Source organism: Lentzea sp. HUAS TT2, from assembly GCF_051853195.1.
Taxonomy (GTDB): domain Bacteria; phylum Actinomycetota; class Actinomycetes; order Mycobacteriales; family Pseudonocardiaceae; genus Lentzea.
In genome coordinates this window covers 1,079,067-1,098,931 of the sequence record NZ_CP196667.1, presented here as the reverse complement: position 1 = coordinate 1,098,931, position 19,865 = coordinate 1,079,067, and the positions used below count along the sequence as shown (strand labels likewise).

Below are 19,865 nucleotides of genomic sequence, written 5' to 3'. Positions count from 1 at the left end.
CCGAAGCACTGGAGACCGGCATGAGAGCCCGCCGTCTTGTCGCCGTCGCCTGCACCGCAGGCGTCGCGCTGTCCCTGCTGACGATCACCGCCCAGGCCGCCGCACCCAAGGAAGGCTTGCGACTGCTGGTCGTTCGCGACTCCCTGACCGCCACGCACACCTGGTACGAGCAGACGTTCGACGGGAAACCGGTGCTGGGCGCCTACTACGTCGAGCACGTCGACAAGGCGACCGGCGTGAAGACCGTGGACGACGGCAGGCTCGCCGTGGGCGCGGTGGACGTCACGCCCGCCGTCACCGCCGAGGACGCCAAGACCAAGGTCAGTGCTCCCGAAGGCGCGAACCTCAAGGTGCTGCCCGGCACCGGCCTCGTCTACGAGGTGATCTCCGACAACGGCAAGGGATCCGAGCGCACGCTGGTGCACGCGGAGTCCGGCGCCGTCGTGAAGACCGAGAGCCTGGTCAAGCACGCGAACGGCACCGGCAAGGTGTTCAGCCCGAACCCCGTGTCGTCGCAGCAGAACCAGAACCTCAAGGACGCCGACGACGCCGACTCGGCCGTGCCCGCCGCCGCGTACAGGACGGTCACGCTGTCCGATCTGGACGGTTCCGGCTACCTCAAGGGCAGCTACGCGACGATCACCGGCGCCAAGAGCAAGCTCGCGTACAACAAGAACAACAAGTTCGAGTACACGCGGGCCAACGACCTCTTCGAGCAGGTCAACGCCTACTGGGGTGTGACGGAGGCGCAGAAGTACATCCAGGGCCTCGGGTTCAAGAACGTCAACAACGAGGCGCAGAAGATCACCACGCTCGGCCTGACCGAGGACAACTCGTTCTACGACCCGTCGAAGGACCAGATCACGTTCGGCACGGGCGGGGTGGACGACGCCGAGGACGTCGAGGTGGTGTGGCACGAACTGGGGCACGCGATCCAGGACGCCCAGGTGCCGGGCTTCGGTTCGTCGTTCGACGGCGGTTCGATCGGTGAGGGCTTCGGCGACTGGTGGGCGTTGATCATGTCCTCCGGTGACGCGAAGGACACCGCCACGGTCCCGTTGGCCTGCATCATGGACTGGGACGCGACGGCGTACACGACCACCACGCCGCACTGCCTGCGCCGCACGGACACCGAGCTGAAGGTGGGCGACCGGCAGAACGAGGTGCACTTCGACGGCCAGATCTGGTCGCGGGCGCTGTTCGACGTCTACAAGGCGTTCGGCCGGGACAAGTCGGCGAAGATCGTGCTGGAGGCGCAGTTCTCCTACACGCCGAACACGACGTTCAAGGCCGCCGCCGAGGCGACCGTGGCCGCGGCCAAGAAGCTCTACGGCGACGCGGATGCCGCCACGGTTACGGCCGCGTTCAAAGCGCGTGACATCCTCAAGTAGTCAAATGTGAAGTCGGACATGTGCGACTAATGGCGGTTACGCCGCCGAATCCCTGCCCGTGACGCTGTGTGTGCCGCTGCTGTACACCCTGCACATACAGTGTCATCGGGAAGGACTGGCAACATGGCGAAAACCCTGCATCGCCTGATCGTGTCCATCGTGGTGTCCGCTCTCGCGAGCATCTTCTTCATCGCTCCCGCAGCCAACGCCGGCGACGTGTCGCCGATGATCGTCGGTGGAACGCGGGCGAGCACCGCGACCTATCCGTGGGTCGTCTACCTGGCTTCCTCGTCCGGATCGCAGTTCTGCGGTGGAACTCTCGTGAAGGCCAACAAGGTCGTCACCGCCGCGCACTGCGTCAAGGGCAGCTCCGCCTCCAGCGTGCGCGTCGTGCACGGCCGTGACGACAAGCAGAGCACCGCGGGCACGGTCGTCAGCGTGACCAGGATCTGGGTGCACCCGAGCTACACCACCGCCACCGCCGGCTACGACGTCGCGGTGCTGACGCTGTCCAGCAACATCAACTCGGCGACCCTGCCGCTGGCCACGCCGTCCGACACCGCGCTCTACACGGCGGGCAACTCGGCGCTGATCCTCGGCTGGGGCACCACCTCGTCCGGTGGTTCCGCCTCGCGTTACCTGCTCAAGGCCAACGTGCCGCTGACCTCGGACGCGACCTGCAAGACCGCGTACCCGCAGTACAGCAACACCTCGATGGTGTGCGCGGGCTTCCCGCAGGGCGGCACCGACACCTGCCAGGGCGACTCCGGTGGCCCGCTGGTGTACGGCGGCAAGCTCATCGGTGACACCTCGTGGGGCCGCGGCTGCGCCGGTGCCGGCTACCCCGGCGTGTACGGCCGGATCGCCCCGTACTACTCGGTGATCAACGCTCAGCTGTAAGCCGTCATTTGCCTGTTGCAGGGTGCGTGCTTGGCGCGCACCCTGCACGCATGGCTGATCTAGAACCTGTACCGGAAGACTGGTCGAACGCGCTGGTCGTCGTCGCTCACCCCGATGACATGGAGTACGGCGGTGCGGGCGCCATCGCGCGGTGGACCGCTCAAGGCAAGAACATCGCGTACGTGCTCGCGTGCCGTGGGGAGAACGGCATCGACTCGATGGAACCGAGCGTCTGCGGGCCGTTGCGGGTCGCGGAGCAGATCGCGTCGTGTGTGGCCGTCGGCGTGACCGAGGTCGAGTTCCTGGACCACTCGGACGGCACAATCGAGTACGGACTCCCGTTGCGGCGCGACATCGCGGCCGCCATCCGCCGCCACCGCCCGGAGTTCGTGATCACCGGCAACTACCGCGAGACCTGGCCGGGCGGCGGGCTGAACATGGCCGACCACATCGCCGTCGGGCGTGCCACCGTCGACGCCGTGCGGGACGCGGGCAACCGGTGGATCTTCCCGGAGCTCGGGCTGGAGAAGTGGGAAGGCGTGAAGTACGTGGCGGTGGCGTCCTCGCCGTTGGCTACGCACGCCGTGGACATCACCGACTCCTTCTATGCCTCCGTGGTCTCTCTACGCGCGCACAAGGCGTATCTGGAGGCGTTGAGCGGCGACATGGCCGATCCGGCGACGTTCCTCCGATCGATGGCGGAGAACGCGGGGAAGCGGTTCGGAGGGGTCCTCGCCACTTCTTTCGAGCTGATGACGCTGTGACCATGTTCCCTTCGGCTGGACACGGCGGGTCCGGTGTGGATGCTTCTACGCATGCCCTTTGAACAGCACTACCTGGCCGGCCTCGACCTCCGGGGCCGGCGCGTCCTCGTGGTCGGCGGAGGTACGGTCGCGCAGCGCCGCCTGCCCCGCCTGATCGCGTCCGGCGCCGTCGTCGAGCTCGTGTCGCCGTCCGTCACACCCGCCGTGCAGGGCATGGTCGACGCGGGCGAGCTGACGTGGCACGAGCGGCGGTTCGAGGCCGGTGACGTCGAGGGCGCTTGGTACGTGGTGGCGTGCACGTCCGACGTCGAGGTGAACACGCAGATCGGCGAAGAAGCGCTCTCGCAGCGTGTGTTCTGCGTGCGCGCGGACATCGCCGTCGAGGGCACGGCCGTGACGCCGGCGACCGGTATGCACGACGGCATGTTGATCGGTGTGCTGGCAGGGGGTGAGCACCGGCGGTCGGCGTCGGTGCGGGACGGACTCGTGTCGGCGCTGCGTGACGGCCGGATCGCGGACCAGGCCGCACCGCCCGTCGGTGTCGCGCTGGTGGGTGGCGGACCCGGCGACCCCGAGCTGATCACGGTGCAGGGCAAGCGTTTGCTGGCTCACGCCGACGTGGTCGTGGCCGACCGGCTGGCCCCGCGTGAACTGTTGGAGGAGCTGCCGGCGCACGTCGAGGTCGTGGACGCGGCGAAGATCCCGTACGGGCGTGCGGCGACGCAGGAGTTCATCAACCAGACGCTGATCGACCGCGCGAAGGAGGGGAAGTTCGTCGTCCGGCTCAAGGGCGGTGACCCGTACGTCTTCGGGCGGGGTTTCGAGGAGCTGCTGGCGTGCGCCGAGGCCGGGATCCCCGTGACCGTGGTGCCGGGCGTGACGTCGGCGTTCGGTGTGCCCGCACTGGCCGGTGTGCCCGTGACGCATCGAGGCGTGGCGCACGAGGTCGTCGTCGTCTCCGGCCACGTCGCGCCGGACGATCCGCGCTCTCTCGTCGACTGGTCTGCGATCGCGCGCCTTCGTGGCACCGTCGTGCTGATGATGGCGGTCGAACGAGCTGGTGCGTTCGCCACGGCGTTGATGGAAGGCCGTCCCGGTTCGACGCCCGTCGCCGTGATCCAGGAGGGCAGCACCGCATCTCAGCGCGTCTACCGGTCCACTTTGGACTCTCTCGGTGTGGACGTGAAGGCCTGGGAGGTTCGTCCTCCGGCGATCATCGTGGTCGGTCCCGTCGCGGGGATTGCTTCCGCAAATAGTTAGATAAGTTTCTTTACAAAAGCCGCGCGCCCGGTGGACTCTGCATTCACGCCGCCTGAGTCCACCGGTTTTGCGGAGGCCCGCATGAAACGCGTCCTGTCTTTGGCGGCAGGTATTTTGCTGGCGATGTCCGGTTTGGTCGTTTCGACCCCGGCGAACGCGGCATCACAACAGGTCTTCTGGACCTTCTACGGCTGGTACGACAACACGCCGCCCGGTGGTGACATCGCCTACCCGCAGATCCACGACACAGCAGGCGGAAAGGGCACGTGGTCGGACCCGATCACGTTCGCCACGTCCAGCAAGGAGGCCAAGCCGGGAACCAAGATCTATTTCCCGCGGGTCAAGAAGTACTTCATCATGGAGGACTCCTGTTCCTCCTGTGAGCAGGACTGGAGCGGCAACGGCCCCAACGGCGGCCCGAAGCTGTGGCACTTCGACGCGTGGGTCGGCGGCAAGGGCGGCAACGCCATGAACGCCATCGACTGCGAGGACGCGCTGACGAACTACCACGACGACGGCAAGCCGGTGCTGGAGGAGACCATCCTCAACCCGCCGTCGAACCTGGCCGTGGACTCGACGCCGATCTTCAACACCTCGACCGGCGAGTGCTACGGCGGCGCGAAGCCCAAGACCACCAACGGCGAGTACAAGAACGTCTCGACCGGCAAGTGCCTGCAGGGCGGCGCGTCCGGCGCGCAGCTGACCACGGCCACCTGCAGCGGTGCGGCGAACCAGCAGTTCAAGTTCCACGGCGCGTTCATGGAGCAGGGCTCGCCCCAGCAGTGCACGACGCTGTCCTCGGGCAAGGTGCTGCTGAAGAAGTGCGACGGCGGACCGGCTCAGCAATGGTCGATCAACCCGAACAAGACCATTTCGGACATGCAGTACAACACCAAGTGCTACCGGGACGCGTCCGGCAAGGTGACTGCGGCGTCCTGCTCGGGTTCCGCCGCCCAATGGACATTCAAGGCAGCCGCCAAGAAGTAGCAAATTCGCTTTGCGGCTTTACTCACCACCGTCCAGGCTTCGGTCTGGACGGTGGTTTTTTCGTGCACCTCTCGACCTACAGGAGCCTTGCTTGTCCACCCAGACAGCCGCGCCACCAGGCGGGGACCGAGTGCTCACCCGCCTGCTGACGACCTACCTGCGGCCGTACCGCAGGGAGCTGACCATCGTCGTCGCGTTGCAGCTCGTCGGCACGATCGCCTCGCTGTACCTGCCGAGCCTCAACGCCGACATCATCGACAACGGCGTCGCGCGCGGTGACTCGGCGTACATCCTGGACCAGGGCGTCTGGATGTTGGTCGTCTCGCTGGTGCAGATCGCCTGTTCGATCGTGGCCGTCTGGTACGGCACGCGCACCGCGATGGCGTTCGGGCGGGACGTGCGCTCGGGGGTGTTCCACCGGGTCGGGTCGTTCTCCGCACAGGAGGTCGCGCGGTTCGGGGCGCCGTCGCTGATCACGCGGACGACGAACGACGTGCAGCAGGTGCAGGTGCTGGTCGTGATGCTGACGACGATGTTCGTCGCGGCGCCGATCATGTCCGTGGCCGGCGTCGTGATGGCGCTGCGCGAGGACGTCGGGCTGTCGTGGCTGCTGCTGGTGTGCGTGCCGGTGCTGGCGGTCGCGATCGGCATGATCACCATTCGGATGGTGCCGTTGTTCCGCCGTCAGCAGGAGCGCATCGACCACGTGAACCGGGTGCTGCGCGAACAGCTCACCGGCGTGCGCGTGGTGCGGGCGTTCGTGCGGGAGAAGGCGGAGACCGAGCGGTTCGCCGACGCCAACGCGCAGCTCACCGACATCGCGCTGCGGGCGGGCCGGCTGCAGGCGATGATCTTCCCGACAGTCATGCTGATCTTCAACGTGTCCAGCGTCGCGGTCCTGTGGTTCGGGGCGCACCGGGTGGCGGACGGGGAGATGCAGGTCGGCGCGCTGACCGCGTTCCTCGCCTACCTCCTGCAGATCCTGATGTCGGTGATGATGGCGTCGTTCGTCTCCACGATGGTGCCGCGTGCCGCCGTCAGCGCCGGACGGATCATGGAGGTCATCACCACCGAACCGTCGGTGCACGCCCCGGTGGAGCCCGTGGCCGCGTCGGTCGGACGTGGCGAGGTCTCCTTCCACAGCGCGGAGTTCCGGTACCCCGGCGCCGACGCGCCGGTGCTCAGGAGCACGTCGTTCAGCGTGGGCGCCGGGCAGACCACCGCGATCATCGGCAGCACCGGCTCCGGCAAGACGACGCTGATGAGCCTGATCCCGCGGCTGATCGACGTGACGGCGGGGGAGGTTCGGGTCGGCGGCGTCGACGTGCGGACCCAGGACCCGGAGGCGCTGCGGTCGCGGATCGGGCTCGTGCCGCAGGTGTCGTACCTGTTCACCGGCACCGTGCGGTCGAACCTGAGCCACGGCGCGCCGGACGCCACCGACGAACAGATGTGGACGGCGCTGGACATCGCGCAGTCACGCGACTTCGTCACCGCGATGGGCGGGCTCGACGCCGTGATCGCGCAGGGCGGCTCCAACCTGTCCGGCGGCCAGCGGCAGCGGCTCTCCATCGCACGGGCGCTGGTGCGCAGGCCGGACGTGTACCTGTTCGACGACTCGTTCTCCGCGCTCGACCTCGCCACGGACGCGGCGCTGCGGGCGGCACTGAGGCCGTACACGCGCGACGCCGCCGTGATCGTCGTGGCGCAGCGGGTGTCCACAGTGGCCCAGGCCGACCAGATCCTCGTGCTGGAGAACGGCGAGATCGTCGGCAGGGGCGCGCACCGCGAGCTGATGGAGACCTGCCCCACGTACCTGGAGATCGTCCAGTCCCAGCTCACGCCGGAGGAGGCGTCATGACGACCACCACCTCTCGCGAGCAGCCGCGGCCGGTCGGCGGCCCCGCAGGCCGGTTCGCCATGCAGGCGCCGGTCAGCAAGGCGGCGGACTTCGGCACGTCGGCCCGGCGGCTGGCCGGCCTGATGAAGCCGGAACGCGTCACGTTCGTCCTCGTCGTCGGCTTCGGCGTGCTCGGCATCGCGTTCACCGTCCTGGGCCCGAAGATCCTCGGCGACGCCACCGACATCATCTTCAACGGCCTGCGCGGCTCCGGCATCGACTTCGGTGCGCTCGCGTCCGTGCTGTCGTTCGCACTCGGCCTGTACGTGTTCGCGTCGCTGTTCAGCTGGCAGCAGTCGCGGCTGCTGAACGGCGTGGTGCAGCGCGTGGTCTACCGGCTGCGCGAGAGCGTCGAGGCGAAGCTGCACCGGTTGCCGCTCAAGTACTTCGACGGCCAGCCGCGCGGCGAGCTGCTCTCCCGCGTCACCAACGACATCGACAACATCTCGACGACGTTGCAGCAGACGATGAGCCAGCTGCTCACCGCCGTGCTCAGCCTCATCGGCGTCACCGTGATGATGTTCGTGATCTCACCGCTGCTGGCCGGGGTGATGATGCTGGTCATCCCGCTCTCGGTGGTGCTGACCGGTGCGATCGGCAAGCGCGCGCAGAAGCAGTTCGTGGCGCAGTGGAAGCACACCGGCCAGCTGAACGCGCACATCGAGGAGGCGTTCAGCGGCCACCAGCTGGTGACCGCGTTCGGCAGGCAGCAGGAGTCGGAGGCGGAGTTCCGCCGCCGCAACGCCCAGCTCTACGAGGCCGCGGCCGGCGCGCAGTTCGTGTCCGGCCTGATCATGCCGTCGATGATGTTCCTGTCGAACCTGAGCTACGTCGCCATCGCGGTCATCGGCGGCCTCCGCATCACGTCCGGCAGCATGACGCTCGGCGAGGTGACGGCGTTCATCCAGTACTCGCGCCAGTTCACCCAGCCGCTCACCCAAGCGGCATCGCTGTCGAACCTGCTGCAGTCCGGCGTCGCGTCGGCGGAGCGCGTGTTCGAACTGCTCGACGCACCGGAACAGCGCCCGGACCCGTCCGACGCCGTCCCGCCGCCGTGGCGCTGCGGCAAGGTCGAGTTCCAGGACGTGTCGTTCTCCTACGACCCGGACCGGCCGCTGATCGAGAACCTCTCGCTCGTCGCCGAACCCGGCCAGATGATCGCCATCGTCGGTCCCACCGGCGCGGGCAAGACGACACTGGTGAACCTCATCATGCGGTTCTACGAGCTCAGCGGCGGCCGCATCACCCTCGACGACGTCGACATCACCTCGCTGCGCCGCGCAGACCTGCGCGCACAGGCGAGCATGGTGCTGCAGGAGACATGGCTGTTCGGCGGCACGATCCGCGACAACATCGCCTACGGCAAACCAGGCGCCACGGAGGAGGAGATCCTCGCCGCGGCCCAGGCGACCTATGTGGACCGTTTCGTCCGATGCCTGCCCGACGGCTACTACACCGTGATCGACGAGGAAGGCTCGAACGTCTCCGCGGGCGAGAAGCAGCTGCTCACCATCGCGCGAGCGTTCCTGTCCGACCCGACACTGCTGATCCTCGATGAGGCCACCAGTTCGGTCGACACCCGCACGGAGTCGTTGGTGCAACACGCCATGGCTGCGCTGCGGTCGTCGCGCACGTCGTTCGTCATCGCCCACCGGCTGTCCACGATCCGCGACGCCGACCTGATCCTGGTGATGGAGGCGGGGCGCATCGTCGAGCAGGGCACGCACGAGGAGCTGCTCGCTAGGGAAGGGGCCTACCACCGGCTGTACTCAGCGCAGTTCGCCGCAGCGCTGTGAGGCTGAGCAGCCCCACGGTGGTCCGCAGCGCGACCGCCACGTACCAGGGCGCGAGTAGCCCGAAGTAGTCCGCGGTGAGTCCGCCCAGCAGCGCGCCGACCGGCTGAACACCCCAGGTGATCAGGGTCTGCGCGCTGCTGACGCGGCCGAGCAGTTCCGTGGGCACCACTCGCTGCCGGAAGCTCGCGGTCGCCACACCCCACACGGCCGTGCAGAACGAGCTCACCACCGCGAACACCGCGACCGTGGCGAGGTCGTGGGCGAGCGTCACGATCCCCAGCCACATCAACGGGATCAGCACCACCGTGACCGCGACGGTGTGGCGATACCTGCCGATCAGCCGCTCGGCGAACACACCGCCCGCCACACCGCCGCACGCGAGCGTGGCCAGCAGCGCGCCGTACCCGGTGCCGGTCAGCCCGAGCCGTTGCTCGGCGAACAGCACCAGCGTCGCCATGGTCATCGCGATGCACAGGTTCGACGTGGCCGACACGACCGTGATGGTCCTGAGCGCCTTGTGCTTCGCCAGCCACCGCAAGCCTTCCCTGGCTTTCGGCCTGGACGCCGGTGCTCTGTGCCGAGTGCGCATCATCGTGACCAGCCCTGCGGCGACGGCGAACGTCAGCGCGTTGACCCAGAACGGCGCCGGTGCGGCAAGCACGAACAGCAGCCCACCCAACGGCGGTCCAGCGAACTGCAGCGCCACCGCCTGCGACGCGAACAACCTGCCGTTCGCCCGCTCCAGCAGATGGTTCTCCACAGTGGCCTTGATGAGCGGCTGACCGACCGCCCTCGGCACGGTCTCGGCGACGCCGATCAGAAACGCCATGCAGTACAGGAAAACGATGTGCCCGCTGTGGAACGTGGCGAGCAGCGCCATCAGCCCACATTGGACCCACAGGGCGGTGAGAAGCAGGCGCCGGCCGTCATACCGGTCCGCGGCCACTCCCGCCGAGAGCGAGACCAGCAACCAGGGGAGCGTGCCGAAGAAGCTGACGCCGGCGATCAGCTTCGGGTCCTGGGTGAGGGTGGCGGCGAGCAACGGGAGGGCCGCCAGGAAGATGCCGTCCCCCAGCGCGGAGACGGCGCTGCCGCTCCACAGCAGGTACCAGTTCCGCCCCATGCCGCACCGTACACACGACGAAGGCCGCCTCCCCGAAGCGGGGAAGCGGCCTTCAGCCGTGGATCAGATCAGTGCTGCGGTGCGGCACGGCGCGGACGACCCGCGCCACGCTCGGTCCGGCCGAAGGTGCGACCACCCTCGGAACGCTCCGAACGGCGCGGTCCACCGCGGAACTCGCCACCCTCGGTGCGGCGGCCGGAGCCACCGCGGTAGCCACCGCCACCGCTGCCTGCGGCGGCAGGAGCACCGAAGCGACGACCACCGGAGCCACCGCTGCGGCGGGCCGGCTTCTCGCGCTCGATGATCGGCTCACCGCTCGGGATGCGGGCGCCGGTGATGCGGACCAGGTCCTCGTCACCGGGGCGCACCTTCGTGCTCTCCGGACGGATGCCCGCACGCGCGGCCATGCCCTGGACTGCCCGGCGCTGGTCGTGCGTGACCAGCGTGACGACCGTGCCGGACTGGCCGGCGCGCGCCGTGCGACCGGCGCGGTGCAGGTAGTCCTTCGGGTCGGCCGGCGGGTCGACGTGGACGACCAGCGAGACGTCGTCGACGTGGATGCCGCGGGCGGCGACGTCGGTGGCGATCAGGACCGGCATGGTGCCCTCGCGGAACTCGCCGAGCACGCGGGTGCGCGCGCTCTGCGCCTTGCCGCCGTGCAGCGCTCCGGCGTTGACGCCCATCGAACGCAGCTTCTTGGCGAGGCGGTCCACGTGGTGCTTGGTGCGCACGAACATGATCGTGCGGCCCTCGCGTGCGGCCACCTCGTTCACCACGTTCTGCTTGTCCTCGGCGGACACGAACAGCAGGTGGTGCTCCATCGTCGTGACGCTGGCGGTGGCCGGGGCCACCGAGTGCGTCACCGGGGAGTGCAGGTACTGGCGGACCAGCTTGTCCACGTCGCCGTCGAGCGTCGCGGAGAACAGCAGGCGCTGGCCGTCCTGCGGGGTCAGGTCGAGGATCGCGCGGACCTGGGGCATGAAGCCCATGTCCGCCATCTGGTCGGCCTCGTCCAGCGCGGTGATCTCGACGGAGCCGAGGTCGCACGTGCCCTGGCGGACGTGGTCGGACAGACGGCCCGGCGTGGCGATGAGCAGGTCGACGCCGCGGCGCAGGTGATCGATCTGGCGCGGGAACGACGTGCCGCCGACGACGACGCGGCACCACAGGCCCAGCGAGCGGGCGTGCGGCATGAGAGCCGTCTCCACCTGCATCGCGAGCTCGCGGGTCGGGACGAGGATCAGGCCACGCGGCTTGTGCGGCACGGAGCGGCCACCCGCGAGGCGGGTCAGCATCGCGAGACCGAACGCCAGCGTCTTGCCGGAGCCCGTCTGGCCACGGCCGAGGATGTCGCGGCCGGCCATGGAGTCGGGAAGGGTGGCCGCCTGGATGGGGAACGGCTCGGTGATTTCGTTGGCGACGAGCGAGCGGATCAGCGCGTCGGCAAGGCCGAGTTCAGCGAACGAGGGCAAGGGGCCTTCCGGCAGCGTGCTCTCGAACGGCTCGGCGACGATCGGTTCCTCGACCCGCTGCTGCGGACGCGAGGAATTGCCCTGGCGACCCGAGCGGCGCCGCGGTGACCTGCGGCTTTGCCCATGCTCGGAACGACCTTCGGACATTGATGGCAAAACAAACCTCCGGGACATGGCACGTCTCGAGGCTGCCCCGCGAGCTACCGCGGTGCCGATCACAAGGACGGGCCCGGCGTGATGGTCACGCCGCTGATGAGTGGGTGGAAACACCGGTCAACGGCCGTCAGGCCTTCATCGGTGTACAGCACAGTCTAGCTGATCTCTCGCGAAGCCTTGCGCGCCCGGCAGTGTCGTTGGACACGGCCGGACGCGCAACGTGTGTCAGGCCATACCCGCCACGTCCAGCAGCGTCGCCACCAGCGACGACGGGTCGCCGATCTCCGTGGGCAGGCCGCGCGAGGCGAACCAGCCGCAGATGTTGCGGACGTCGCGGTCGAGGAACTCGGGTCCGCGGGGGTTCGCGACGAGGTCGACCACCTGCGGCAGGTCGATCATGATCAGCCGGCCGTCGTGGACCATCAGGTTGTACGCCGAGAGGTCGCCGTGCGTGATGCCCGCCTCGGCGAGCGTCATGAGCGTCGCGACCAGCTGGCGCCACAGGTCGAGCAGCTCGTCCTCGTCGGGACGGGTCTGCGCGAGCCGCGGTGCCGCGTTGCCGTCGGCGTCCCCGATGAACTCCAGCAGCAGCTCGGTGCCGCTGCGCTGCACCGGATACGGCACGGGTGCGCCGATCTGCCACAGCTTGGAGAGCGCGGCGAACTCCGCGACCGTCCACTGTTCCGCGATCAGGTTGCGCCCGAACGCGGTGCGGTTGGCGATCGCCCGCGTCTCACGGGACTTCTTCATGCGACGACCCTCGAGATACCCGGCGTCGCGGTGGAACATCCGGTGGTCGTTGCTGCGGTAGCGCTTGGCGGCGAGCAGGGTCGACCTGTCGCCGATGGCGCGTTCCAGCAGGAAGACGTCCGCCTCCTTGCCGGTCTTCACGATGCCGAGCTCGCGGTCGACCGCGGCCAGTTCCGTGATGAGCCAGTCGGGATGCGGTTTGGGACCTTGGTCGGCATCGCCCCAAGTGGACCAGCGGTCGCCGTCCTCAGGGGTGTCCGCAGAGCTGAGCTGGTCCTCGCGCAGTCGCGAGACGCGCAGCTTCTCTTCTTCGGTCATGCGGCCGCGACGCGTGGGTTCCGCGTCGTCGGCCCGGCGGTTGGTGCGCTTTCCCTTGCGCCGCATGGTGTCGTCGGCGCCGTCGAAAGCAGATTCGTAACGTTCGAAAAGATCGTGCTCGCGCACGGTGGGGTCTCCCAGGCGATGAAGGGTGACCGCCCCACTGGCGCTCTGCGATCAAACGGTGCTGATCAGGCGCGAAGGGCGGCTGGACGGGTCGCGAACGCGGTGCCACGTCCAAAGACAGGCTCTGACATCACGCACCTCCTCGGTCCAGCTCCGTTGTCACGCTTCGGGGAGAAGCCTGCCCCCGCGGGTCTGGTGCCCGCAACCGAATTAACCGGTGATCAGGTCCGCGGTCTTCGCGCCGGTCGGCACCATCGTGAGCCCGGCCTTCTGCGCGAGCCTGACCAGGCCTTTAAGGTCATGTGGCTCGGCGCTGGACTGCGCGATGGCCCGCGCGAGCAGTCCCTTGTGCGCCTTGTTGAAGTGGCTGACGACCTTGCCCTCGCTGGTGACCACCCGGACGACCACGGAGTGCGGGATCCGCGCGAGGCTCGAGTACGCGCCGGACCGCAGGTCGACCACGAACTCGTCGGCCTCGGCGAGCACGGGTTCCAGCGCGGGCTTCCACACCGTGCGCAGGCTGCCGTGGCCGGGCAGCGCGCTCCCGCCGGACAACCGGTACGCGGGTACGGGATCACCGCCGCGGATCACCCCGAACAGCGCCGACGAGACCGCCAGCCGCTCGTACGCGCGTTGCCGCTCGGTCTTCCTGAGCGACGGGAAGTCCAGGTTGTCGTAGAGCACGCCGGTGTAGCGCAACAGCGCGGGTGTGGTCTCCGACGTGCGCAAAGACGCGTTGCGGTGCACCTCGTCGACCTGGCGTTCGGAGATGTCGAGGGCCTTGAGGCTCGCCGGCACGTCCTGCGCGAGATCGGCCAGCGCGGACACCAGCTTGTCGCGCACGGGATTCAGCTCGGGGAACGACAGCGCGTCGAGGTCGAGCGGCGCGCCCTCGCCGCCGATCGCCTTGGTCTCCGACGGGGGAAGCAGCACCAGCACGATGCGAAAGCGTAGGGCAAAGCCGGAAAACAGCTGGACAGGGCGTGGTGATCTGGAAGGCGTGGACGCACTCGACCGCCTGTACAGCTCGCTCGACGCAAGGCCGCGCCCGGAGGACGTGGCCGTCCTCGTGCTGGAGGCACTCCCGAACCCGACGCGCCGCGAGCGCGCGGTGATCGGCGGCGTAGCGGCACACGCCGCGCGCTGGCAGGGCTTCTCCGGGATGAGCGACGACTACGCCCGCCCGGTGGGCGCCGCCCGCCAGGTAGCCGCCACCCGGCGTCTGTTCGGTGTGGACGCGGAGGTCGACGCCGAGGACCCGTTGTCGGTGCTGGAGTTCGCGGCACATGCCGGCGCCGGCATCGGCTGGGACGCCGCGCACACGGACTTCCTCGCGGACCGTCTGAACCGCGACGCCCGCGCGTCAGCCGGCATCGACCTCTCGAAGCGCCAGTACAACCGCCGCTTCCGCATGCTGCGCAGACTCTCCGCGAAGGCCGGGCGACTCGGCCGCACCCGGGAACTGCGCCGCGCGACCCTGCTCGCCTCGGCGGGCTTCGTGGGCGTGATCGACCGTGACCGCTTCCACGTGGACCCGGCCGCGGCCTGTTTCGTCGCCTACTTCACGGCCCGACGCAAGCTGCGCCGCGAGTTCAGCCTCGCCGGCCGCGAGAACCCGTTCGACCAGGTCGCCGACGTCCTCTTCGCCCGCTGCCGGGCCTCTGCGGACACCGACTGGCCGATGATCGCTTTGGCACACCCGGTGTGGGACGTGCTGAGGCACCTGTCCGCCGAGCAGTTGGGTGTGTTGCTCGGCCGGTGGTCCGCGGCGACCAGGGCGGTCGCCGCGGTGCTCGCCGACCTGTGGCGCACGTCCGACGTGGACCGCACGACCATGATCGTGCGCTCCGGCGTCGACTCGTCGACCTGGAACGCCTTCGCGGCCGCCTACAACACCGCGCGCACCGCGTGGATCACCTGCCTGCACGCCGCGGGCCTCACGTCGTTGCTGGAAGACGCCTGGCCGGGCAAGGCGATGCGCGTGATGGCGGCCGACCTCACCTGGTGGCACGAAGAGGCAGGCGGCCTGCACCCGGACACCGCGGTGTGGGCCGCGCTGCCGCTGCCGTGGGAGGTGCTGGACGGCACGGCTCCTTGCACCCGTGCCGACGCAGAGGCCGCCTGCCGCGCGCACGGCGTGGATCCGGCACGCGCCTGGACCGGACCTCGCACGCACTCGTTGATCGCGCGCTTCCGGCCCACCCCGGAGCTCGTACACGGTGTCGCCGTGTCGGATCCGTTGTGGGCCATGGCGTTGCGGCGTGCGCGGGCGTTCAGCGGCAAGCCACTGCGTGCCGAGGTATTCGGTGGACAGGAGCTTTCCGGCTGAGCAGGCTGGTGGGCGTTCGGTGGTAGCTCAGTGGTGGAGCGCCCGGCTCTGGACCGGGTGGACGCCGGTTCGAGCCCGGCCCGCCGAACGCACCTGGAACGCGTAGCTCAGTGGTAGAGCGTCCGGCTCTTCTCCGGAGGGACGCCGGTTCGAGCCCGGCCGTGTTCCCTGACTGGGTCCTGCGGGTCCCGGCTGCGATGTCGCGGTCGGGGCCTGCGGGGCACGGTCTCGCCTGCGGTATTTGCGGACGGACCTGTGCTGCGCGGCTTCGGACGCGACCTCGTGGACGAGATCCGCGAGACGTGGCTGCCACACCGCGGATGGGTCCTGTGGGACCTGGCCTCTCCCGCGACATCGCCGACAGAACCCTGCAGGCCTCCGCCGCACCGCAACATCGCACCCGAGACCGGCGGGCGACATCGTGGCCAAGACCCGCAGACGTCCCCTAAGGCGCCTGCAGCGTCAGATAGGCCAGGCCGAGCGTGCCGCGCCACCCCCGCAACCGGTAGTTGCGAGCCGTGTCGGCCTTGGCCCTGATCTCCGCGGCATGCTCGGAGTCCGGGTTGGCGCGCAGCCAGCGTTCCCAGGCGAGGCCGTGGCCGTTCTCGAACACGTCCCACTCGTCGAGGCTCGCCTGTTCCACACCGAGCATGCGGTAGCCGTGGGCGTGGGCGAGGTCCACCAGGTCGGCCACCGAGCCGTACTGCTCGCGGGGCACCGGCATCGCGGCCAGCTGCTCCGCGGTGGGCTCGCGTTCCCAGAAGCCCTCGCCCAGCAGGAGTCTGCCGCCGGCGCGGAGCAGTTGCTTGGCTGCGGTGAGGGCGTTCGCCGTGTGCTGCAACGGGTCTCCGCCCCACACCTGGGTGGCGCCGTTGACGATCAGCACGTCGGCCGGGCGGTCCGGTTGCCACTGGGCCACGTCCGCCACCTGCAGGCTGACGCGGCCGGTCAGGCCCCTGGCCTCGGCGTTGGCCTGGGCGTGGGCGATGTCTGTGGCGTTCAGGTCCACACCGGTGCCGGTGGCCGTGGGGGCGGCTTCCAGGGTGCGCAGGAGGAACTCGGCCCAGCCGCAGCCGACGTCGATCACGTGGGCGTTGGCCAACGGCAGGAGCGAACGGATCAGGCGGGCTGCCCGTTCCTCGGACAAGGGGCCGTGGAAGGTCAGGTCCTCGTGCAGCGGGGCGATCTCTGGTGGCGTCATCGCACGCAGGATGGCCGTCGGGCTGAGTGCGGGCAACGCGTTATTCGGTTGTTGGCGGTACCTCCTGTCCGTAACTTCAGTTGGCGTGGAACTCGTGTGGCGCCCGCTCACGACAGCGGACATCCCGGCGGTGGCCGCGCTCTGCACCGCGGCCGAGACTGTCGACGACACCGGCGAGCTGTTGTCCGAAGAGGACTTCGCCGAGTCGTTCGGCAAGTCCGACCTGCCCGGCGGGTCGCTGGCCGTGTTCGCGGACGACACGCTCGCCGCTTACGGGCTCGTTGCGTTGCGCGACAACCCCGTGGGCACGCATCGCGTGCGGCTCGACGGTGTTGTGCACCCCGAGCACCGGCGCGCGGGCATCGGGCTGCAGCTGCTGCCGCGCCTTGTCGAGCTGGCGCGCCGACTCCACGTCGCACGACACCCGGACATGCCGCTGACCGTGTGCACGATGGTCGAGAGCCGGTCCGTGGGGCATGTCGCGCTGACCAACAAGCTCGGCTTCAGCGCCGACCGCCACTTCTACGAGCTGGAGGTGGCACTGGGCGAGTCACTCGCCCAGGTCCCGATCCCGCCCGGCTACGAGATCGTGCCGTTCTCCGCGGCCCGTGACGAAGAGGTCCGGCTGGTCTGCAACGCCGCGTTCGCCGAGCACTGGGGTTCGGTCGAACGCACCCCCGAGGAGTGGGCGGCGTCGTTCACCGACAGCAAGAGGTTCGTTCCGGAGTCCTCCTTCCTGGCGCTCTCCCAGGGCGCCGTGGCCGGGTTCGTGCTCGCACGGCACTACCCGGTCGTCGAGGAGATGACGGGCGTGCGCGAGCTGTGGATCGGGGACGTCGGCACCCTGGAGGAGCACCGCGGGCGTGGTGTGGCCGCGGCCCTGCTGAGCTGGACGCTGGCTCAGGGCAGGGTGGCGGGCTACCAGCGCGCCGGGCTCTCCGTGGACTCGGCCAACTCGACCAGTGCGCTCGGCGTGTACGAGCGCGCGGGGTTCGAGGTGGCGCGGACCTGGGTCGACTACGGGCTGCCGGTGGGGAGCTGACCGCCGCCCCCACGACCAGCACGCGGATGTGGGAGCGGCACCAGCACGGACCAAGGGCCGTTCAGAGTTCCTCGCCGGCCTGGCCGACGCAGAACTCGTTGCCCTCCGGATCCGCGAGCACGGACCAGACGAGCCCGGGAACGCTGTGCACCGCGACCTCCGTGGCGCCGAGCGCGACCAGGCGGGCGACCTCGGCCAGGCGGTCCGGCACGTGCGAGTCGAAGTGGACTCTGTTCTTGCCGGGAGTCGCGTCCGGCACCTGCTGGATGCCGAGCGCGACGCCGCCTTCCGTGTTCGGGGCGAGCACGATGAACTCGCCCCAGTCGTTCTGGATCGTGGTCCCCAGGGCGGCCGTCCAGAACTCCGCGAGCTTGCGGGCGTCGCCCGTGTCGATGGTGATCATGGCGATGGTCAGAGGCATGGAACGGACGCTACCCAGGGGGTCTGACAATTCTGGTCAGTGCAGGTCAGAGCCCATGAAAAGCACCGCGCGCGATTTCGAGGAACGTCCAACCAGTACGCTGCTTCAACTGCCCGTGAACGAGGAGTACCCACCGTGATCACCAGGATGTCGTCGCTGTTCCTGCGCACCCTTCGCGAGGATCCGGCGGACGCCGAAGTGCCCAGCCACAAGCTGCTGGTGCGCGCCGGCTACGTCCGCCGCGTCGCGCCGGGCGGGTACACCTGGCTGCCGCTGGGCCTCAAGGTCCTGCGCAACATCGAGGCCGTCGTCCGCGAGGAGATGGACGCCTTCGGCGCGCAGGAGATCCAGTTCCCCGCGCTGCTGCCCAAGGAGCCCTACGAGGCGACGAACCGGTGGACCGAGTACGGCCCCAACCTGTTCCGCCTCAAGGACCGCAAGGGCGCCGACTACCTCCTCGGCCCCACGCACGAGGAGATGTTCACCCTCACCGTGAAGGGCGAGTACAGCTCCTACAAGGACTACCCCGTCACGCTGTACCAGATCCAGACCAAGTACCGCGACGAGGCGCGTCCCCGCGCGGGCATCCTGCGCGGCCGCGAGTTCCTGATGAAGGACTCGTACTCCTTCGACCTCACCGACGAGGGCCTGAGCGAGTCGTACAAGAACCACCGCGACGCCTACATCCGCATCTTCGACCGGCTCGGCCTGGAGTACGTGATCGTCTCCGCCACGTCCGGCGCGATGGGCGGGTCGGCGTCCGAGGAGTTCCTCGCCGTCGCCGAGACGGGCGAGGACACGTTCGTGCGCAGCACCGAGTCGGGCTACGCGGCGAACGTCGAGGCCGTCGTCACGCCCGCGCCCGCCGAGCAGTCGATCGACGACAAGCCCGCCGCGCAGGTGCACCACACGCCGAACACGCCCACCATCGAGACCCTGGTGGACTTCCTCAACGCGAACACCGACCGCAAGTTCACCGCGGCGGACACGCTGAAGAACGTCCTGGTCAAGGTCAAGCACCCCGGCAAGGACTGGGAGCTGCTCGCGGTGGCCGTCCCCGGTGACCGCGAGGTCGACTTCAAGCGTCTCGAGGCAGCCCTCGAACCCGCTGAGGTCGCGATGCTGGAGGCGGCCGACTTCGCCAAGAACACGTTCCTGGTCAAGGGCTACATCGGTCCCGGCGCCATCCAGGCCAACGGCATCCGCTTCCTCGCCGACCCCCGCGTCGTCAAGGGCACCGCGTGGGTCACGGGCGCGGACAAGGCAGACCACCACGTCGTCGACCTGGTGGCGGGCCGCGACTTCACCCCCGACGGCGTCATCGACGTCGCCGAGGTCCGCGAGGGCGACGCCTCCCCGGACGGCCAGGGCGTGCTGGTCGCCGCGCGCGGCATCGAGATCGGCCACATCTTCCAGCTCGGCCGCAAGTACGCGGACGCGTTCTCGCTCGACGCCCTCGGCCCTGACTCCAAGCCCGTCCGGATCACCATGGGCTCGTACGGCGTCGGCGTCTCGCGTCTCGTCGCGGTCATCGCGGAGCAGTCGCACGACGACCGCGGCCTGATCTGGCCCCGCAACGTCGCGCCCGCCGACGTCCACGTCGTGGTCGCCGGCAAGGACGAGACGCTGATGAACGCCGGTGAGGACTTCGCGACGAAGCTCAGCGCCAAGGGCCTCACCGTCCTGCTGGACGACCGCAAGGCGAGCCCCGGAGTGAAGTTCGCGGACGCCGAGCTCGTGGGCATCCCGACGATCCTGGTGATCGGCCGGGGTCTGAAGGACGGCACGGTCGAGGTCAAGGACCGCCGCTCCGGCGAGCGCGTCGAGGTGCCGGTCGCGGAGGCCGTCGACCACCTGGTGCAGGTCGTCACCAGCTGAAGCAGGAACTGAACGCCGGGCAGCGCGCTGGGGGTGGACGCGCGGCCCGGC

General features: G+C 69.2%; 16 protein-coding genes and 2 tRNA genes. 12 read left to right on the top strand and 6 right to left on the bottom strand.

Annotated elements, in window-relative coordinates; all coding sequences use genetic code 11:
• Positions 1-20 precede the first annotated feature (20 nt).
• From ACSHWB_RS05510 to ACSHWB_RS05480, 7 genes are all read left to right on the top strand, one after another.
• Positions 21-1,391, top strand: coding sequence for a M36 family metallopeptidase (locus ACSHWB_RS05510; protein ID WP_439661002.1), 1,371 nt, complete (start codon positions 21-23; stop codon positions 1,389-1,391).
• Positions 1,392-1,514: 123 nt separating this feature from the next.
• Positions 1,515-2,291 (top strand): S1 family peptidase, encoded by a 777-nt coding sequence (locus ACSHWB_RS05505; RefSeq protein WP_439661001.1) that lies wholly within the window; start codon positions 1,515-1,517, stop codon positions 2,289-2,291.
• A 50-nt stretch (positions 2,292-2,341) separates the two neighbouring features.
• A complete protein-coding gene (locus tag ACSHWB_RS05500) occupies positions 2,342-3,055 on the top strand; it encodes a PIG-L deacetylase family protein (RefSeq protein ID WP_439661000.1) in 714 nt (237 codons plus the stop codon).
• Positions 3,056-3,106: 51 nt separating this feature from the next.
• Entirely contained in the window at positions 3,107-4,315 is a 1,209-nt protein-coding gene (gene cobA / locus ACSHWB_RS05495) for a uroporphyrinogen-III C-methyltransferase (RefSeq protein WP_439660999.1), read from the top strand.
• Between the two features lie 123 nt (positions 4,316-4,438).
• Complete coding sequence (locus ACSHWB_RS05490; protein ID WP_439660998.1) at positions 4,439-5,302, top strand: ricin-type beta-trefoil lectin domain protein; 864 nt, start codon at positions 4,439-4,441, stop codon at positions 5,300-5,302.
• Between the two features lie 130 nt (positions 5,303-5,432).
• Positions 5,433-7,163, top strand: coding sequence for an ABC transporter ATP-binding protein (locus ACSHWB_RS05485; RefSeq protein ID WP_439664524.1), 1,731 nt, complete (start codon positions 5,433-5,435; stop codon positions 7,161-7,163).
• On the top strand, positions 7,160-8,998 hold the full coding sequence (locus tag ACSHWB_RS05480; protein WP_439660997.1) for an ABC transporter ATP-binding protein: 1,839 nt from the start codon (positions 7,160-7,162) through the stop codon (positions 8,996-8,998). Before ACSHWB_RS05485 ends, ACSHWB_RS05480 begins: the two co-directional genes overlap by 4 nt.
• Here ACSHWB_RS05480 and ACSHWB_RS05475 read toward each other — a convergent pair.
• The 4 genes from ACSHWB_RS05475 to yaaA all read right to left on the bottom strand — a co-directional run bounded on the left by ACSHWB_RS05475 (position 8,943) and on the right by yaaA (position 13,882).
• Positions 8,943-10,121 (bottom strand): MFS transporter, encoded by a 1,179-nt coding sequence (locus ACSHWB_RS05475; RefSeq protein WP_439660996.1) that lies wholly within the window; start codon positions 10,119-10,121, stop codon positions 8,943-8,945. The two genes, ACSHWB_RS05480 and ACSHWB_RS05475, sit on opposite strands and share 56 nt — an antisense overlap.
• Before the next feature lie 68 nt (positions 10,122-10,189).
• A complete protein-coding gene (locus ACSHWB_RS05470; RefSeq protein WP_439660995.1) occupies positions 10,190-11,749 on the bottom strand; it encodes a DEAD/DEAH box helicase in 1,560 nt (519 codons plus the stop codon).
• 225 nt (positions 11,750-11,974) lie between these two features.
• Entirely contained in the window at positions 11,975-12,943 is a 969-nt protein-coding gene (locus ACSHWB_RS05465) for a serine protein kinase RIO (protein ID WP_439660994.1), read from the bottom strand.
• Between the two features lie 210 nt (positions 12,944-13,153).
• The gene (gene yaaA, locus ACSHWB_RS05460) at positions 13,154-13,882 is read right to left on the bottom strand and encodes a peroxide stress protein YaaA (RefSeq protein WP_439660993.1); all 729 of its coding nucleotides are present in this window, start codon (positions 13,880-13,882) and stop codon (positions 13,154-13,156) included.
• Positions 13,883-13,943: 61 nt separating this feature from the next.
• Between yaaA and ACSHWB_RS05455 the strand changes: the two genes are divergently transcribed.
• The 3 genes from ACSHWB_RS05455 to ACSHWB_RS05445 all read left to right on the top strand — a co-directional run bounded on the left by ACSHWB_RS05455 (position 13,944) and on the right by ACSHWB_RS05445 (position 15,440).
• Complete coding sequence (locus ACSHWB_RS05455; RefSeq protein WP_439660992.1) at positions 13,944-15,272, top strand: hypothetical protein; 1,329 nt, start codon at positions 13,944-13,946, stop codon at positions 15,270-15,272.
• Positions 15,273-15,288: 16 nt separating this feature from the next.
• Positions 15,289-15,360, top strand: a tRNA-Gln gene (locus ACSHWB_RS05450).
• A gap of 8 nt (positions 15,361-15,368) precedes the next feature.
• Positions 15,369-15,440 (top strand) — tRNA-Lys (locus ACSHWB_RS05445).
• A gap of 277 nt (positions 15,441-15,717) precedes the next feature.
• Here ACSHWB_RS05445 and ACSHWB_RS05440 read toward each other — a convergent pair.
• Positions 15,718-16,473 (bottom strand): SAM-dependent methyltransferase, encoded by a 756-nt coding sequence (locus ACSHWB_RS05440; RefSeq protein WP_439660991.1) that lies wholly within the window; start codon positions 16,471-16,473, stop codon positions 15,718-15,720.
• An 85-nt stretch (positions 16,474-16,558) separates the two neighbouring features.
• Between ACSHWB_RS05440 and ACSHWB_RS05435 the strand changes: the two genes are divergently transcribed.
• The gene (locus ACSHWB_RS05435) at positions 16,559-17,515 is read left to right on the top strand and encodes a GNAT family N-acetyltransferase (RefSeq protein WP_439660990.1); all 957 of its coding nucleotides are present in this window, start codon (positions 16,559-16,561) and stop codon (positions 17,513-17,515) included.
• A 61-nt stretch (positions 17,516-17,576) separates the two neighbouring features.
• Here the strand turns inward: ACSHWB_RS05435 and ACSHWB_RS05430 are convergent, their stop codons facing one another.
• Complete coding sequence (locus ACSHWB_RS05430; protein ID WP_439660989.1) at positions 17,577-17,936, bottom strand: VOC family protein; 360 nt, start codon at positions 17,934-17,936, stop codon at positions 17,577-17,579.
• Positions 17,937-18,071: 135 nt separating this feature from the next.
• Here ACSHWB_RS05430 and ACSHWB_RS05425 point away from each other — a divergent pair, with 135 nt between their 5' ends.
• Entirely contained in the window at positions 18,072-19,814 is a 1,743-nt protein-coding gene (locus ACSHWB_RS05425; protein WP_439660988.1) for a proline--tRNA ligase, read from the top strand.
• Positions 19,815-19,865: the final 51 nt, after the last annotated feature.

Coding starts and splice junctions, on each gene's coding strand:
- ACSHWB_RS05510 (WP_439661002.1), top strand. CDS start 21: ATGAGAGCCCGCCGTCTTGTCGCCGTCGCCTGCACCGCAGGCGTCGCG.
- ACSHWB_RS05505 (WP_439661001.1), top strand. CDS start 1,515: ATGGCGAAAACCCTGCATCGCCTGATCGTGTCCATCGTGGTGTCCGCT.
- ACSHWB_RS05500 (WP_439661000.1), top strand. CDS start 2,342: ATGGCTGATCTAGAACCTGTACCGGAAGACTGGTCGAACGCGCTGGTC.
- cobA (WP_439660999.1), top strand. CDS start 3,107: ATGCCCTTTGAACAGCACTACCTGGCCGGCCTCGACCTCCGGGGCCGG.
- ACSHWB_RS05490 (WP_439660998.1), top strand. CDS start 4,439: ATGTCCGGTTTGGTCGTTTCGACCCCGGCGAACGCGGCATCACAACAG.
- ACSHWB_RS05480 (WP_439660997.1), top strand. CDS start 7,160: ATGACGACCACCACCTCTCGCGAGCAGCCGCGGCCGGTCGGCGGCCCC.
- ACSHWB_RS05475 (WP_439660996.1), bottom strand. CDS start 10,121: ATGGGGCGGAACTGGTACCTGCTGTGGAGCGGCAGCGCCGTCTCCGCG.
- ACSHWB_RS05440 (WP_439660991.1), bottom strand. CDS start 16,473: ATGACGCCACCAGAGATCGCCCCGCTGCACGAGGACCTGACCTTCCAC.
- ACSHWB_RS05430 (WP_439660989.1), bottom strand. CDS start 17,936: ATGCCTCTGACCATCGCCATGATCACCATCGACACGGGCGACGCCCGC.